The organism is Bacillus sp. AM1(2019), from assembly GCF_009906915.1.
Classification (GTDB): Bacteria; Bacillota; Bacilli; order Bacillales; family Bacillaceae; genus Bacillus; species Bacillus velezensis.
Genome location: NZ_CP047644.1, coordinates 292,654 through 308,592 on the forward strand (window position 1 = coordinate 292,654; position 15,939 = coordinate 308,592).

The 15,939-nt window shown below is 48.4% G+C and carries 16 protein-coding genes and 1 other annotated feature; of the genes, 10 read left to right on the plus strand and 6 right to left on the minus strand.

The genetic code is table 11. From position 1 onward, the window contains the following. The first annotated feature begins 171 nt into the window (after positions 1 to 171). The 5 genes from pssA to trhO all read left to right on the plus strand — a co-directional run bounded on the left by pssA (position 172) and on the right by trhO (position 3,383). Positions 172 to 705 carry a CDP-diacylglycerol--serine O-phosphatidyltransferase gene (gene pssA, locus GNE05_RS01690; protein ID WP_007409002.1) on the plus strand — a complete coding sequence of 178 codons (534 nt, stop codon included), beginning with the start codon at positions 172 to 174 and terminating at the stop codon, positions 703 to 705. Continuing rightward, positions 696 to 1,184, plus strand: coding sequence for a DedA family protein (locus GNE05_RS01695; RefSeq protein WP_003156711.1), 489 nt, complete (start codon positions 696 to 698; stop codon positions 1,182 to 1,184). The genes pssA and GNE05_RS01695 overlap by 10 nt, the downstream gene beginning before the upstream one ends. Continuing rightward, positions 1,177 to 1,992, plus strand: a complete 816-nt coding sequence (locus GNE05_RS01700) for a phosphatidylserine decarboxylase (protein ID WP_021495306.1) — start codon at positions 1,177 to 1,179, stop codon at positions 1,990 to 1,992. The genes GNE05_RS01695 and GNE05_RS01700 overlap by 8 nt, the downstream gene beginning before the upstream one ends. Positions 1,993 to 2,034: 42 nt before the next feature. Continuing rightward, positions 2,035 to 2,310, plus strand: coding sequence for a hypothetical protein (locus GNE05_RS01705; RefSeq protein WP_022552524.1), 276 nt, complete (start codon positions 2,035 to 2,037; stop codon positions 2,308 to 2,310). Positions 2,311 to 2,414: 104 nt separating this feature from the next. Next, on the plus strand, positions 2,415 to 3,383 hold the full coding sequence (gene trhO, locus GNE05_RS01710) for an oxygen-dependent tRNA uridine(34) hydroxylase TrhO (RefSeq protein ID WP_061861803.1): 969 nt from the start codon (positions 2,415 to 2,417) through the stop codon (positions 3,381 to 3,383). Between the two features lie 36 nt (positions 3,384 to 3,419). Here trhO and gltP read toward each other — a convergent pair whose 3' ends face one another. Next, positions 3,420 to 4,670, minus strand: coding sequence for a glutamate-aspartate/proton symporter GltP (gltP, locus tag GNE05_RS01715; RefSeq protein WP_007409006.1), 1,251 nt, complete (start codon positions 4,668 to 4,670; stop codon positions 3,420 to 3,422). A gap of 370 nt (positions 4,671 to 5,040) precedes the next feature. Between gltP and GNE05_RS01720 the strand changes: the two genes are divergently transcribed. Continuing rightward, the gene (locus GNE05_RS01720) at positions 5,041 to 6,108 is read left to right on the plus strand and encodes a branched-chain amino acid aminotransferase (RefSeq protein ID WP_029973949.1); all 1,068 of its coding nucleotides are present in this window, start codon (positions 5,041 to 5,043) and stop codon (positions 6,106 to 6,108) included. Positions 6,109 to 6,148: 40 nt separating this feature from the next. On the opposite strand, the gene GNE05_RS01725 is transcribed toward GNE05_RS01720, so the two are convergent. The 4 genes from GNE05_RS01725 to GNE05_RS01740 all read right to left on the minus strand — a co-directional run bounded on the left by GNE05_RS01725 (position 6,149) and on the right by GNE05_RS01740 (position 11,173). Then, a complete protein-coding gene (locus tag GNE05_RS01725) occupies positions 6,149 to 7,552 on the minus strand; it encodes an amino acid permease (RefSeq protein ID WP_201741791.1) in 1,404 nt (467 codons plus the stop codon). A gap of 113 nt (positions 7,553 to 7,665) precedes the next feature. Then, positions 7,666 to 8,613, minus strand: coding sequence for a homocysteine S-methyltransferase (gene mmuM, locus GNE05_RS01730; protein ID WP_160182350.1), 948 nt, complete (start codon positions 8,611 to 8,613; stop codon positions 7,666 to 7,668). A gap of 115 nt (positions 8,614 to 8,728) precedes the next feature. Continuing rightward, positions 8,729 to 10,165: an alanine/glycine:cation symporter family protein gene (locus tag GNE05_RS01735; protein WP_129090938.1), complete on the minus strand. Its 1,437-nt coding sequence runs from the start codon at positions 10,163 to 10,165 to the stop codon at positions 8,729 to 8,731. A gap of 24 nt (positions 10,166 to 10,189) precedes the next feature. Beyond that, complete coding sequence (locus GNE05_RS01740) at positions 10,190 to 11,173, minus strand: glutaminase (RefSeq protein ID WP_014416818.1); 984 nt, start codon at positions 11,171 to 11,173, stop codon at positions 10,190 to 10,192. A gap of 243 nt (positions 11,174 to 11,416) precedes the next feature. Here GNE05_RS01740 and GNE05_RS01745 point away from each other — a divergent pair, with 243 nt between their 5' ends. The 4 genes from GNE05_RS01745 (at position 11,417) to GNE05_RS01760 (ending at position 15,422) form a co-directional block, all read left to right on the plus strand. Then, positions 11,417 to 12,709 (plus strand): two-component system sensor histidine kinase GlnK, encoded by a 1,293-nt coding sequence (locus GNE05_RS01745; protein ID WP_022552528.1) that lies wholly within the window; start codon positions 11,417 to 11,419, stop codon positions 12,707 to 12,709. 1 nt (position 12,710) lies between these two features. Continuing rightward, positions 12,711 to 13,658 (plus strand): glutamine utilization two-component system response regulator GlnL, encoded by a 948-nt coding sequence (locus GNE05_RS01750; protein ID WP_160182351.1) that lies wholly within the window; start codon positions 12,711 to 12,713, stop codon positions 13,656 to 13,658. Positions 13,659 to 13,953: 295 nt separating this feature from the next. After that, positions 13,954 to 14,874: a macrolide 2'-phosphotransferase gene (locus GNE05_RS01755; RefSeq protein WP_160182352.1), complete on the plus strand. Its 921-nt coding sequence runs from the start codon at positions 13,954 to 13,956 to the stop codon at positions 14,872 to 14,874. A gap of 48 nt (positions 14,875 to 14,922) precedes the next feature. Continuing rightward, positions 14,923 to 15,173: a binding site (T-box leader), on the plus strand. Positions 15,174 to 15,260: 87 nt separating this feature from the next. After that, the gene (locus GNE05_RS01760; RefSeq protein WP_014416821.1) at positions 15,261 to 15,422 is read left to right on the plus strand and encodes a tryptophan RNA-binding attenuator protein inhibitory protein; all 162 of its coding nucleotides are present in this window, start codon (positions 15,261 to 15,263) and stop codon (positions 15,420 to 15,422) included. A gap of 41 nt (positions 15,423 to 15,463) precedes the next feature. Here GNE05_RS01760 and GNE05_RS01765 read toward each other — a convergent pair whose 3' ends face one another. After that, the gene (locus tag GNE05_RS01765) at positions 15,464 to 15,847 is read right to left on the minus strand and encodes a DUF2512 family protein (protein WP_003156684.1); all 384 of its coding nucleotides are present in this window, start codon (positions 15,845 to 15,847) and stop codon (positions 15,464 to 15,466) included. Positions 15,848 to 15,939: the final 92 nt, after the last annotated feature.

Genomic DNA, 15,939 nt, shown 5'->3' on the forward strand with positions numbered 1-15,939 from the left:
GAAAAAACAAAAATCACCAGATTAGATTGTTCAAATAACACCAAATGCTGTATAATAAAAGAATTTGAATGATAGCATTGAAAGAATTCCATTTTATGTTTCCGTAAAATGAATTCTTTATTCATACGCAGTCCGATTTGATATGGTTTTAATTGGAGGTTTGTGTAAACTGTGAATTATATACCTAGTATGATTACAATTGGAAATTTTATTTGCGGGCTCTTATCGATTCATTCCCTTTTGTATCATAATATACACTCTGCGGTGATCTTTATTTTCACCGGGATGTTTCTTGACTTCTTTGACGGTTTGGCCGCCCGTAAGCTGAACGCGGTATCGGAGATGGGAAGAGAGCTTGACTCCTTTGCTGATCTCGTGACGTTCGGCGTAGCGCCGTCCATGCTCGCTTACAGTGTTTCACTATATACGATTCCGTTTATCGGAATTTTAATCGCGCTTTCCTACAGCATCTGCGGGATGATCCGTCTTTCCAGATTTAATATTGAACAAAGCAAGCTGCCGACGTTTATCGGGATGCCGATTCCGTTTGCGGGTATGTGTCTTGTCATTTTGAGCTTTATCAATAACGCTTTTCTTCTGGGGGCGGGAACGATCGCGCTCGGTTATTTAATGGTCAGCAACATTAAATTTCCGCACTTTAAAAAACAGGCGCCTGAAAACCTGGAGAGCAGAAGATGGAATTAGTTCAGCAATTAATATCCGATTACGGATATATCGCGATTTTTCTCATGCTGACACTCGGTATTATCGGATTGCCTATTCCGGATGAAGTCATGATGACGCTTGTGGGCTACTTCGCTCATTTAAACGTGCTGAATTACGGGCTCTCCATTCTGATCAGCTTTATCGGAGCGCTCCTTGGGATGATTATCAGCTACTTCATCGGCAGAAAAGCCGGCCGGCCGTTTATTAATAAGTTCGGAAAATGGGTCGGCCTGAAGGAAAAGAGGATGGAGAAAGTAGACAGGTGGATGAAGAAGTACGGGCCGTACACCATTATTTTAGGTTATTTCATCCCCGGCATCAGACACGTGACCTGCTACTTTTCCGGAATCGGCAGAATGGAATTCAAAACCTACTTATGCTTCGCCGCCATCGGAGCGTTTTTATGGTGTTTTATTTTTATTACTATAGGAAAATTCATAGGAGTAATCAATGTTTAATACTGCCGCTAAAGTTCTTTACCGTTCTTTGATTGAACTGACTAATAATCGATTGACGTCTTATCTCATTAAAAACTTCTGTGAATCGAAACTGAGCAAGCCGGTGATTCCGCTGTTTTCCAAACACTATCGCATCAACTGGAATGAAACGGAACGCACGGCTTCTGACTTTGATTCACTGGCGTCATTTTTTATTCGTGATATTAATTTGAATCTCCGCCCCGTGGCAAAAGAGAAGAACGCCATCGTCAGCCCGGTGGACGGCGTCGTTCAGACGGTGGGCATGATTAATCCCAATCAAACTTTCATGGTAAAAGGGAAGGATTATTCGTTCGCCGAACTGACGGGGTTTAAAAGCGCCGATCACAAGTATAACGGCGGGTGTTTTGCCGTGCTTTACCTGAGCCCGAGACATTACCACCGCTTCCATTCTCCCGTCAGCTGCACGTATCAGAAGCTGGCCGAGCTGGGGAAACGCTCCTATCCCGTTAATACGATGGGGTTAAAGTACGGGAAAGATGTGCTCTCAAAAAATTACCGTTATGTGTACGAGCTGACCCGTGCTGATCAGCAGATGCTCATGATTCCGGTAGGTGCGATGAATATTAACTCGATCGTTCAGACAAATACCGGAAACAGGCTTGAGACGGGGGAAGAGCTGGGCTATTTTTCATTTGGATCGACCGTTATTTTAGTATTCGAGAAAGATATGTTTACCCCTTCGGATAACCTGACTGAAGGCCGTGAATTACAGGTCGGCCAGATCATCGGTTATGCGGAGTCACAGGAGGAGGCGTCCGCTTTATAAAAGCTGCTCCTCTTTTTTATATGGTGTAAGGAAGTGAACATTATGGAAGAAAAGGATTTGGCAAAGCTGATAGAGCAGTACCAGCATACAGGGGATCAGCAAATTCTTGAAGCCGTGCGGGACGCATGCCGGCCTGTCATTGAGGCGCTCATCTCAGAACTGGCTGAAGACAGCGCCGATCTTCTGCGGACAAAAGGCCGTGAACGTTTTCCGTTTATTATCGGCAAGTATCAGACCGCGGCCGGCCTTTCGCTTGAGACCTTTTTGCGCAATACGTATCGGTTTTATTTTCAGCAGGTTTTAAAAGGCGAAGCGTGACTGGAAGAAAGAGTACGGACGGAAATGTTCATCTTTCGCCCGTTTTCCTGTATGATATAGTAGAGTGTGCGATCATTAATATAATTGAACAGGGTGTATAAATCATGGAAAAACAATATAGAGTTTTACTTTATTATAAATATGTAAAGATTGATGAGCCTGAGGAGTTCACGGCTCAGCATTTGAAGTTTTGTAAGGAGCTCGGTCTGTTAGGCCGTATTTTGATTTCTGAGGAAGGCATTAACGGTACGGTGTCCGGAACGGTTGAACAGACGGATCAATACATGAATGCGCTGAAAGCTGATCCGCGCTTTGCCGACATGCCGATCAAAATTGACGAGGCTGACGGACATGCATTCCGCAAAATGTTTGTGCGCCATAAAAAAGAATTGGTGACGCTTCGTCTCGAAGATGATGTTGATCCGAATGTCACGACGGGCAAGCATTTGAAACCGAAAGACTTTTATGAGCAAATGCAGGACCCTGACACGATCGTGATCGACGCCAGAAACGACTATGAGTATGATCTCGGTCATTTCCGCGGAGCGGTCAGACCTGATATTGAGGCGTTCCGTGAGCTGCCGGACTGGATTGAAGAGCACAAAGACATGCTTGAAGGCAAAAAAATCCTCACGTACTGCACAGGCGGCGTACGCTGTGAGAAATTTTCCGGCTGGCTGCTGAAGAAGGGCTTTGAAGACGTGTCCCAGCTTGACGGCGGTATCGTCACTTACGGTAAAGATCCTGAAGTGCAAGGGCAGCTGTGGGACGGACAGTGCTACGTGTTTGACGAAAGAATCAGCGTACCGGTCAACCGCGTAGAGCACGTTATCATCGGAAAAGATTATTTCACGGGTGAGCCGTGCGAGCGTTATGTGAACTGCGCAAATCCGGCATGTAATAAAAAAATGATCTGCACACCTGAGAATGAATACAAATACATGCGCAGCTGCAGTCACGAATGCCGTACGAACGAACGCAACATGTATGTGAAAGAGCACGAAATGACTCAGGAAGAAATCAATGAACGCCTTGCTTTGATTGAAAAAGAGGATCATGCGGCGATTGATTAATAGAAAAGACCACCAATGAGGTGGTCTTTTTTGTGTTTACATACTTTCTGTCCGGGCGGTCTGGTCTGCCGTGACGGGTCCTTTATATTTGAATGCTTTTTCCCACTTGGACACGACGATGCAGGCGACCGCATGGCCGGGCACGTTGACGCCGGTTCTCGCCATGTCCATGACGCGGTCGACACCGGCAATGATGGCGACGCCTTCCGCGGGGAGACCGACGGCATTCGCTGTCGCCAGAAGCACGACGAGTGAGCCTGACGGGACGGCGGCAATGCCTTTGCTTGTCATCACGAGGACAAGCATCATCAGAAGCTGCTGAGAAAGCGGCATCTCCACATGAAACGCCTGCGCCAGGAAAATACAGGACACCGATAAATAGAGGCTTGAGCCGTCACAGTTCAGCGATAAACCTGACGGAACCACAAAGGAGACGACCCGCTTCGGACAGCCGTATTTCTCCATCCGATCCATCAGCTGAGGCAGAATGGTTTCTGTGCTTGTCGTGGAGAAAGCGATCAAAAACAGATCCCAAATCATTTTCAGCACTTCAAAGTACTTGATTTTAAAGATAAGCCCCACGATCGGAAACAGAACGAAGAGTATCAGGAACAGCCCAAGGAACACAGTGCCGATCAGCTTCAGCATCGGAAGCAAAAGCGCGATTCCGAATTGCCCGACGGAGGCGGCCATCAGGGCGAGAACGCCGATCGGAGCGGTGACCATCACCATCTGCGTCAGTTTGAACATAATATTTGCCGTGGATTCGAAGAAACTCATGACAGGTGCGGAGGCTTTGCCGATGCCGGCTGCGGCAACACCGAATAAAATCGCGAAAAAAATGACGGCGAGAAGATCGTTTTTCGCCATGACGTCAATGATGTTAACGGGGATAATATCAAGAAGCATTTGTTTCAGGTCGACTACTTTTTCCGTATAGCCGGAAAGCTCGTGAATATCTTTTTTAGCAAGATGGGAGAGGTTAAGTCCGACTCCCGGCTTCAGCACGTTCGCCAATAACAGACCGAGCGCCAGAACAAGCGTCGTAATCACTTCGAACCAAATAATCGTTTTGATGCCGAGACTGCCCATTTTTTTCATACTGCCGCTGCCGGCGGCTCCGATGACAATGGTTGAAAACACGATCGGCACGACAATCATTTTAATCAGGCGGATAAATCCGTCTCCGACGGGCCGCAGCGCCATCCCGAAATCCGGGAAGAAATGGCCGATCAATGCTCCGATGGCTAAAGCGATCAAAATCTGGAATGCGATAAATTTTTTCAAGCGAATCCCCCTTTTACTTGCGCATTTCATACGTAATTCGTGAAGCAGGCGGCAACCACCTTCCTATCCGCCATAAATTTGTCACATTATTGACTGTGCGAAAGAAAGGATTGCTTTACATTATGTAAGCGCAATCATTTAATATGACAGAAAGTCCGCATTGAAAAAAATGAAGGAGAATAAAATAAAGTTAGATTTTCGCTTGAAAATATTAAAAATTGTGATAATTATCCTCTTATAAGTGGTATATTTGATATGATACGGTCAACTGCATTCTCATATATCTGTGCATACAAGATTCGGGACAGAGAAAACAGGCAGCTTATAAAAGACTGAAAATTTAAACAATTACAAGAAAGGTGTGCTTTTGTTGAATCAACTGATTGAAAGACGTAAGGTCACAGCAAGAAAAGAAAAACCGGATTCCGCTTCATTGGGATTTGGCAAGTACTTCACAGATTACATGTTTGTCATGGATTACGAAGAGGAGAGAGGGTGGCATGATCCGAGAATCACACCTTATGAACCGGTCCATCTGGATCCTTCCGCATCGGTTTTCCATTACGGGCAGGCCGTATTTGAAGGGCTGAAGGCTTACAGGTCAGAAGACGGCCGGGTGTTGATGTTCCGTCCTGACCAAAATATAAAACGGCTGAATAAATCGTTACGGCGGATGAGCATGCCGCCTCTTGACGAGAAGCTGGCGCTGGAAGCATTGATACAATTGGTGGAGCTGGAGCAGGAATGGATACCGATAGAAAAAGGAACCTCTTTATATATCCGTCCGTTTGTGATTGCGACTGAGCCTTCTTTAGGCGTCCGGCCTTCAAAGCGTTACAAGTTCATGGTTGTTCTGACGCCTGTCGGTTCGTACTACGGCGATCAGCTGAAACCGATCCGTATTTATGTGGAGGATGAGTATGTGCGTGCCGTCACCGGCGGAGTGGGCGACGTCAAAACGTCCGGAAATTATGCGGCCAGCTTACAGGCTCAGCGGAAAGCCGAAGAACTGGGGTATGATCAGGTGCTTTGGCTCGACGGGGTGGAAAAGAAATATGCCGAAGAGGTAGGGAGTATGAATATCTTTTTCATCATAAACGGAGAGGCCGTAACGCCGTCATTAAACGGAAGCATTCTCGGGGGCATCACCCGCGCATCTGTGATAGAGCTGTTAAAAAGCTGGGGCATCCGCGTCAGGGAAGAACAGGTCGCCATTGATGACATCTATGAGGCTGCGATGAGAGGCGAGGTGTCAGAGGTATTCGGTACGGGAACCGCGGCCGTCATCTCGCCGGTCGGCGCGCTGCACATTCACGGAGAAACGATTGAGCTGAATAACGGTTTGATCGGTGAAGTGTCAGAAAGGCTCTATGAAACGATTGCCGGCATCCAAGTCGGGAAGGTGCGGGATTCGTTCAGATGGGTGGTTGAAGTATAAATGAAAAAAGAACCCTTGCGCTGCAGGGTTCTTTTTTCGGTTATTGGGATTTTACGGCTTGCACGCGGGCTCTGCTTTTCCGGTTTTTCAAGTAATAAGCGCTGTAGCAAACGGCCATAAATGCAATTCCGCAATAAAGGGCGATGGCCTGGTTCGGATCAAAAGCGATGCCGATACAGGAGGCGAGGCACAGCAGAAAGGCCGCTATCGGTACGGCCGGATATCCCGGCGTCCTGTATTTCAAGTCTGAAAGCTGGTGCCCTTCTGTAAGAAACCGTCTTCTGAACAAAAATTGCGATGCGGCGATGCTCATCCACACAGCCACTACCGCAAATCCTGAGACGGAGACGAGAACAAGATAGACTGTATCCGCTGCAAATACGCTTGACAACAACGACAGAATGCCGCCGATCATACTGAAGATCAGAGCGTTAAAAGGAATGCCTCCAGAGGTCAGCCTGGCAAAGGCGGGATGAAGCTCCCCTTCTTTAGACAGGGACCACAGCATGCGTGATGACGCGTACAGCCCTGAATTGGCCGCAGACAGAAGCGCCGTTAAAATGACGAAATTCATCAGATCGGCCGCATAAGGCACGCCGACTCTGTCAAATACCGTGACGAACGGGCTTTCAATCACACCGGTTTCCTTGATGGAGATCATCCCTGACAGCACAAAAATCGTTCCGATAAAGAAAAGCGCCAGCCGCCAGACTGTGGTTTTAATGGCGCGCGGAACGGTTTTTTCCGGATCGGCGCTTTCCCCTGCGGCGATTCCGATCAATTCCGTCCCTGAAAAAGCGAAGTTTACTGAAAGCATCGTCATCAGTATCGGGAAAAAGCCATTTGGAAAAAGGCTGCCGCCATCCGTAAAGTTCGACAGCATAGGTGCGGCCTCACCGCTTTTCATCGGGACGATGCCGAACATCGCCGCTCCGCCCAATAAAATAAACAGTAAGATGGCTAAGACTTTAATGCTTGAGAACCAAAACTCCGATTCAGCAAAAAATTTCACGGAGAAGGCGTTTAATAAAAAGATGAGAAGAGCGAATACCGCACTCCACATCCAAACTGAAGTATGCGGGAACCAGCGCTGCATGAAAAGCCCGGCCGCCGTGAATTCAGAGCCCAGCGCCACCGCCCACGTCAGCCAGTACAGCCATGCGACCGTAAAGCCCGTCGCCGGCCCGATATAGGTTTTCGCATAGGTGTGGAATGCGCCCGTCACCGGCATGGCCACTGACAGTTCGCCGAGGCAAAGCATGACAAGATAGACGATGCCCGCGCCCAAAAGGTAAGCGAAAATGGTGCCCGCCGGACCCGCCTGATGAATGGTATACCCAGAGCTTAAAAACAGCCCCGTTCCGATCACACCTCCGAGTGATAGCATAAAGAGGTGTCTGCTTTTCATACTTCTCTGAAAATTCGTCTCGTTCTTGTTGTTCATTGTTTTCCAACTTTCTGCGAGGGCCGTTCTAATAAAAAATCTCATGCCGGCGAACGGCACGAGATTCCGGCGAACCGGCTTTTTGAATAGAATATACAAACTATTCCGATTAGTCAAGTTGTTTTTAAGGTCTTGGCCCAATCGGCAATGGCCTGAATGTCCGCAGGTTTCGTCCGGCAGCAGCCTCCGATCAGGCTCACGCCGTTTTCGTACCAGCTTTGCGCGCTTTTTCCGAAATGGTTTTCGCACGCTGCGCCTTTCCAGGTTTTTGTCACTGGGTCATATTGTTCGCCGGAGTTCGGATAGGCGATAATCGGTTTGGACGTTGCCCGTTTGATTTCTTGTACCAGCTGCGGAATATGTTCGATCGGTGTGCAGTTGATGCCGATCGCTGCGATTTGGCTGCAGGAGTCAAGCAGGGCCGCGCATTCGGAAATAGGCGTGTCTTCGCTGATATGCCGTCCGTCTTTGGCGCTGAAGCTGATCCATGCATAAGTGCCGGGGAATTCCTCCAGCAGCCTTGTGATCGCTTTTGCTTCTGACAGGCACGGAATGGTCTCGCAGGCCAAAAGATCGGCGCCGGATTCTATGAGGGCTTTCATCCGGGGGCGGTGAAAGCTGATCAGCTCATCCTCCGTCAGTCCGTAATGCCCGCGATATTCTGAGCCGTCAGCGAGGCTCGCGCCGTAAGGTCCGATAGAAGCGGCGACCAAAGGTTTGGGCCGGTGTAAACGGTTTTCTTCATGCGCCCAAAATTCATCGCGTGCTTGTGCGGCAAGTTCAACAGATGTCTGAATGAGACGTATCGCATCGGTTTCCGGGATGCCGCGCGCTGCAAATCCTTCGATTGTCGATTGATAACTGGCGGTGATCGCGCAATCAGCGCCGGCGGCAAAATATTCTGCATGCACCTGTTTGATCAGTTCTGGCCTCTCCAAAAGAATTTTGGCCGACCACAGATCGTCATGTAAATCACAGCCCATCCGCTCAAGCTCGGTTGCCATCGCGCCGTCTATGATCATTACCGGGTATTCATTTAATATTTGTGTAATGGGATTCATAGGCCTTCCTTTCTGACTTTACTGAAAATATATAAAAAGGGTAATGGACGCTTTTCTCTTTGTCAATGAACCGGCAGAAAAAAGGTGTTCAGGACGCTGCCCGAACACCTTTTGTTTAGGAAATGTGTTTGCCTTTCTCACTTTTCGCGATGTCTGAATACTCCCAGCATTCGATCCCGTCATCATCAGGGAGCACATCTCTGTAAAAGACGGGGTCCTTTCCGGCTTTCTTTTGCCGGACATAATCGCTCAAAGCGGCAAACGCTTTTTTCGACAGAAGGAAAATCGCGATTAAGTTCACGACCACCATTAAGCCCATGAACAAGTCAGCCATATCCCACACAAGCTGGACTTTGGAAATACAGCCGAACAGTACCATTCCGAGCACGCAGATGCGGTAAATGAACAGCCATTTTTTGTTCTGGCTTAAAAATCCGATATTGGTTTCTCCGTAATAATAGTTGCCCATCAGAGCGCTGAAGCCGAACAAAAGCATTAAGACGGCAAGGAAACCTGACGCCCACGCGCCGACATGGTCGCTCAAGGCGGCCTGAGAAAGCGCGATGCCGCTCAGTCCCGGCTGGTGATAAGCGTCTGAAAATAAAATGATAAGCGCCGTGCTTGTACAAATGACAAGCGTATCCGTCAGGACGCCGAATGCCTGAATGAGCCCCTGTTTCACCGGGTGGCTCGTCGTAGCTGTCGCCGCCGCGTTCGGAGCGCTTCCCATACCCGCTTCATTTGAGAAAATCCCGCGTCTTACACCTTGCATCAAGGCCGCACCTAAAGCGCCGCCCGCTGCTTGATCAATGCCGAACGCATTTTTTACGATTAGGGACAGAACGCCGGGCAATTGGGTGATGTTCGTCAGAATGACAAAGAAAGCGACACCGATATATAAAACGGCCAAAACGACTACAATGTATTCCGCCATTTTCGCAATTCGTTTGACGCCGCCGAAGATTACGCCGCCGAAAACCAAGATTAACATAATGCCCAATGTAAGCCGGCTGGTGCCGAACGCGTTTTGAAAGGCGACGCTGATCGTATTGGATTGAACGGAATTAAAAACAACTCCGAATGACAGTGTGATTAATACGGCGAACAGCGCGCCCATCCAGCGTTTCTTCAGGCCCTTTTCCATGTAATAGGCCGGGCCCCCGCGGAATCCGTTTTGATCTTTTACTTTATAAATTTGGGCCAGCGTGCTTTCAACAAAGCTTGAAGCCGAACCGATGACTGCGATAATCCACATCCAGAAAATAGCGCCCGGACCGCCGAGTGCGATCGCAATGGCGATTCCGGTAATATTCCCGGTTCCGACACGCGCCGCCATACTGATGCAAAATGCCTGAAACGGGGAAATGCTGTTTTTTGTCCGGGCGGCCGCGCCTTCCTTCAAAACCCGGATCATTTCCTTCAGCATGCGGACTTGCAGACCCTTTGATCTGAACGTAAAAAACAGTCCCAGAGAAAGAAGCAGTACGATTAACAGTTTTGACCATAAAAAATCATTTGCCGAGCCGATTACATTTTCAAGGAATTCCTGCATCCAATCACCTCTTGGTTCGTTTGATTAAAAAATACTGAGCTCCCACTCCTGTGCGATATGTTTCAGCAGCATGCCGCCGGTCAGGCTGTTGCCGTATTCATCAATGGCCGGACCGTAAATGCCGATGCCGCAGCCGTTATGAAAAGGCTGTTCTCTTCTGGCGCTTGGGGGAACCAATGCCATAATGCCGCCGGATACCCCGCTTTTGGCGGGGACGCCGACGAAAGCCGCATATTTGCCTGACGCATTGTACATCCCGCACGTCAGCATCAGGGCTTTGGCGAGTTTCGCGACATCTTTCGGAATGACCTGTTCCCGTCGGATCGGATGGTAGCCGTCATGCGCAAGTATCAATCCGATTAAAGCGATGTCCTCGGTTGTACCCTCCATGGCGCACTGCTTTAAATAGACTTCAAGCGTTTCTTCCACATCCGCTTCGAGAAAGTTCGTTTCTTTTAAATAGTAGGCGAGCGCTCGGTTCCGATGCGCGGTCTGCCATTCAGAACGGAAGACCTCCTCGTGAACGTGAGGCCGTTTTCCTATTAATTTTTCAAAAACGGAAAAGAGATATTCTAATTTATCATGCGCCGTTTCACCCGGAAGCAGCGAGGCGACGGTAATGGCGCCGGCATTGATCATCGGGTTGAAGGGCTTCCCGGGTTTATGGATTTCAAGCCGGATGATAGAATTAAACGCATCACCCGTCGGTTCCACGTCCACACGATCCAGCACGTAAGAAATGCCTCTGTTCATGCAGGCGGCAATAAAGCTGATGACTTTTGAGATGCTCTGCAATGTGAACGGGACATTCCATTCACCGGCATGAATCATTGAGCCATCCGGCTCTAATATGCAAATGCCCAGCTGAGAGTCGTTGATTTCTCCGAGGGCGGGTATATAATTTGCGCTTTTTCCATTGACGGAAAACGGTCGGTAATGCTCGACCCAATCTTGTAAAAGTGAAGCCAGTTCCTCTTTTTCAAGGCGCTCTCTGACCATATCTTTCATAACATTCCTCCTCTATTGCAAGCCTGTCCGAAGCGGAAATCGGTCTTGGAAAACGTTTTCAAAAATAGCGTGTTCCATGTTAATGTATAATGACATCTACAGAATCATACAAAATACGACAAAATCATTCTTAAAATAAGCCGATAGATTTATAAATCAGCCGGAGTGTCCCGCCATTCGGGTCTAAAGAAATTTGCGGACTGTATCGGTCTTGTTCAAAATAGACAGAAGAAGGAAGTGATTATGATCAGGCTCGACTATTTACTGAAAAAAGACGGCTATCTTTTCGCCCTTATGCTGATCACCGTGCCGCTGGCGGGGGAACTGAAATTTTACCCCCTGAATGAGGTATATCGGATCAGCTTCGGCGCCCCGGCTTTTTTCTTTTTTCTGCTGCTGCTTCGGCATGTGCCGGCAGTATTGTCAGGGCTGTTGACAGGTGCAGCCGTTGTGGCCTTCCGGATCGGCCTGGCGTGCTGGGGAGGAGAGCATGCCGGCTTTACGGAGGCTTTTTTCAGCCAATATCCCAGTTTCTTTTTTTACTTTACATATGCCTGCTTGTTTTATGTGCTGAAGGTCAGGCTTTTTTGGGATCGGCCGCTGATGATCGGGTTTCTCGGTTTTCTCATTGAAATTGCGTCCGATGCCGTTGAAATGACGGTTCAGTTTTCCGGCGGCCGGCAGATTATGATGCCGGACAAGCTGGCGGATATTGCGGTTATCGCTGTTTCTCACACATTTATTGTGCTGAGTTTTTTCAACGTGATGAAGCTGCACGAATCTCAGGTCAGGGAAAAACAAACGAGAAAGCAGCATGAGCACATGCTGATGATTGTGTCTAACTTATATGAAGAAACGATTCATTTGAAAAAAACGCTGAAAACGACGGAGCATGTGACGAAAGAATCCTATCAGCTATATCGGGAAATGAGCGGGAACGACCGGGAGCTCGGGAGCCGAATGCTGCGCCTTGCGGGAGAAATTCATGAAGTGAAAAAAGACAATCAGCGAATATTCGCCGGCCTGTCGAAGCTGATTTCCAATGAGAGATTCCGGGATTACATGAATGCCGCCGCTCTGGTCGGCATCGTCATCCGAATCAATGAAAAATACGCCGAATCTTTAGGCAAGGACATTCAATTCCGGAGCGTGATTGAAGGAGAACATCCCGATTATCACGTCTTTACCGTCTTGTCGATCTTAAATAATCTGACAGCCAATGCCGTCGAAGCCATGGGTGACAGGGGTGAGATCCGCCTCGCGCTGCGCAGGGCGGAGAGGGAGATGGCCGAATTTGAGGCGGAAGATGACGGTCCCGGCATTCCGGAAAAAATCGGAGAGGTCGTTTATGATCCCGGATTTACGTCCAAATACGATGAATTCGGCACACCTTCAACGGGCATCGGGCTTACTTACGTGAAGGAAATCGTAACTGAACTTGACGGAGACATTTCCTTTCATAACAAGCCAAAAGGCGTCATATTTACGATTAAACTGCCGGTGAAGCATTTGATTGCAGAAAGGATGAACTCATAATATGCGTTTTTTTATAGCTGATGATGACCGGGCGATCCGTTCCATTTTAAAACAGATGATCGAGGACGAGGACTTAGGCGAAGTCGTCGGTGAGGCAGAGGACGGAAGCCAGATTGAAGGGCATTATCTCCATTTTAAACAAGTCGATATTTTATTAATTGATCTGCTGATGCCGGGTCGGGACGGGATTGAGACGATCCGGCATCTTCAGGGATCGTACAACGGAAAAGCGGTGATGATATCGCAGGTGGAGGCAAAGGAAATGGTGGGAGAAGCTTATTCTCTCGGCATCGAATACTTTATCCACAAACCGATCAACAAAATCGAGATCGTCACCGTTTTGCGAAAAGTAAAAGAGCGGATTGAACTGGAAACCTCGATCGGCGACATCCAACACTCGTTAAGCCGTCTTATTCAGCGGAATGAGCCGAAAAAAAGCGGGCCGGGGGGGATGCACGAGAAATCAATCAAAGAAACAGTAAAATTTCTTTTATCGGAATTAGGCATCGTGGGAGAAAGCGGGGCGCATGACCTCATGGCTGTCCTTCACTATTTATTTGAGGATGAACAGGCGGAAAGAAACATCCCGTCTTTAAAGCAGATGTTTACAAACGTCGCCATCCGGAAGCTGGGGCCTGCGGCGGCACAAGCCGAGGTTAACAGAGAAATCAAGGCCTCGGAACAGCGGATCAGAAGGGCCGTCATTCATTCGTTAAACCACTTCGCTTCATTGGGCACAACTGATTTTTCAAACCCCAAATTTGAATATTACGCCTCGAAATTCTTTGATTTCCCCGCTGTCAGCAAGAGAATGAAAGAAATGCAGGCTAAGGAAACCGTGCCGCTTTCTCCGGTTAAAGTGAATATGAAAAAATTCATTCACGTCTTCTTTTTGGAGGCGAAAGATTTACGCGAAGGATCAAAATTTGTCAGCGGAGGCATCCGGTAAGCTGATAAATAAGGTTTACATATATAAGGTTTTTGTGTAAAATAATGTTAACTAAGAAAGAACGGAGGGGTCCTGATGGCAAGTCAAAATCCGGTTTTCGCACTAATAAAATAGTGTCAATGTCTCTGCCTTGAGCGCGGAGGAAACCGGGATTGTCTGCCTGAATAAAGGAACCTGAAGTAATAATGAGGGGGCGGCGATTATGCCGCCCTCTTTTTGGCGTCTTCACATATCTCTTTCTCCTCCGCCTCAGGCGAAGCTCTGTGTCAGTAAATAAGGGAAATGGGGAAACGAAATGACAAAACAAAGGGAAATAGAAACCGTTCTGAACATCGCAAAGGAAAATGGCTTACGGTTAAAATATGAAGGGGCGGACATAAATGAAACGGGTATGGACTTCCAAGTCGTATTTGCTGAAGATGACAGCGGCATGACATGGGTGCTCCGAAAGCCGCGCCGTCCCGATGTTATCGAAAGAGCGGCTGCAGAAAGCGGCGTTCTCGCGTTTCTCCGCAGCCATGCCGCGGTAGCAGTGCCTGATTGGCGGATTCATACACCGGAACTGATCGCTTATCCGAAACTGGACGGAATACCAGCTGCCGCAATTGATCTGGATAAGAAACAGTATGTCTGGAATATGGAACACGAGCCGCCTTCAAACGGTTTTGTCGGCTCGCTTGCCGCGGCATTAGCTGAGCTGCACGGGGCAGACCCGGATGCGGCCTCCAGATCCGGAATTGAAATCATAAAACCGGATGACGTCAGGCAAAGGGCGGCGGAATCAATGGATCACATAAAAAAAGAAATCGGGGTCTCAGAGCCGCTTTGGAAAAGATGGCAAACGTGGATAAATGACAGCTCGTACTGGCCTGATTTTTCCGCGCTGATCCATGGCGACTTGCATCCTCCGCATATTTTGATCGGCGAAAATCAGCGTGTGACGGGTCTCCTCGATTGGACGGAGGCAAAGGTTGCCGATCCGGCCAAGGATTTTGTCCTTTATCAAGTGATATTAGGAGAAAAAGAAACAAAACGGCTGATGAAGAGCTACGAAGCTGAAGGCGGGCGCGTCTGGCCGAAAATGCAGGAGCATGTGACAGAATGGCAGGCCGCTTACCCTGTGGAAACGGCGAAATTCGCGCTTCAGACGGGGCAAGAGGAGCATATGCAAATGGCGCGGGACATGCTCGGCCTGTCCAATCCGAAAGGTTATTGACTTCCGCCGGATGACAGCGTATGATACATTTTAAAATAAAAGAACGGATGAACAATGCTGAGGAAGAGTAAGTACGCATCAGCGCGCGGGGTTCAGAGAGTCGGTGGCCGCTGTGAACCGATCCCCGTCCGGTGCCAAATGGGCTTCTGAATTGCTGCGCTGAAATGACAGTAGGCGGTGCCGGGATTCTTTCCCCGTTATCAAGAAAGGAGTATTGAAACCGTGTGTTTCTGTACTTTTTGAGAGAATGGCTCTTCAGCCGTTAATAAAGGTGGCACCGCGAAAACCTCGTCCTTTGATGGACGGGGTTTTTTGTGTTGTTAAGGAGGTGATGGCCATGGAAAGTGAATGGAGACGGACAGACAATCAAAAAAGGAGGGATATTCATGGTGATCGCAACCGACGATCTTGAGCTCACGTGTCCGCATTGTGAAGGAACCGGCCAGGAGAAGGAAGGGACGCCCTGTCCGAAGTGCGGCGCGAAGGGCGTCATATTGACCGCTCAAGGAAACACGCTGCTGCATTTTATCAGAAAGCATATTGATTAGTGAAATCAAACGAAAAAGGCCGTTATCCGGCCTTTTTTACGTTATTCGGACCGGGGTTCTAAAAAACGGGACCCGCCCAAGTCTTTTCTCATCAGATAGATATGGAAAAAATATTCTCCGACGGCGATGATGACGGCGGAAATAAGGGCGGCAAACGCCAGTCTTCCCCCGGAAATGCCCATGGACAGCGGCATTCCCATCAGCCAGACAACAAGAAACGCGATTCCGAAATCAGCGGACGCCGCCGTGATATTATTCCATCTCGGAAGCACGTACAAGTCGCCCGTAAAGTAGGAAACGGCTCCCAGCACAATGGTCATCAGCAGCACGTCGCCGAATGTAAAGCGAAAACCTAAGCCGAGTATCAGATACAGAATAATGATGGTCATAATGCCTTTAATGGCAAGCGCTTTAATGTGTTCCATGCGAATTCCTCCTTATGGAAATCATGTTAGTATGTTTCCTCATAACGAGAAATATAAACCCTTTTTTCGTGAACATTTGTTTTCTGGCTTTT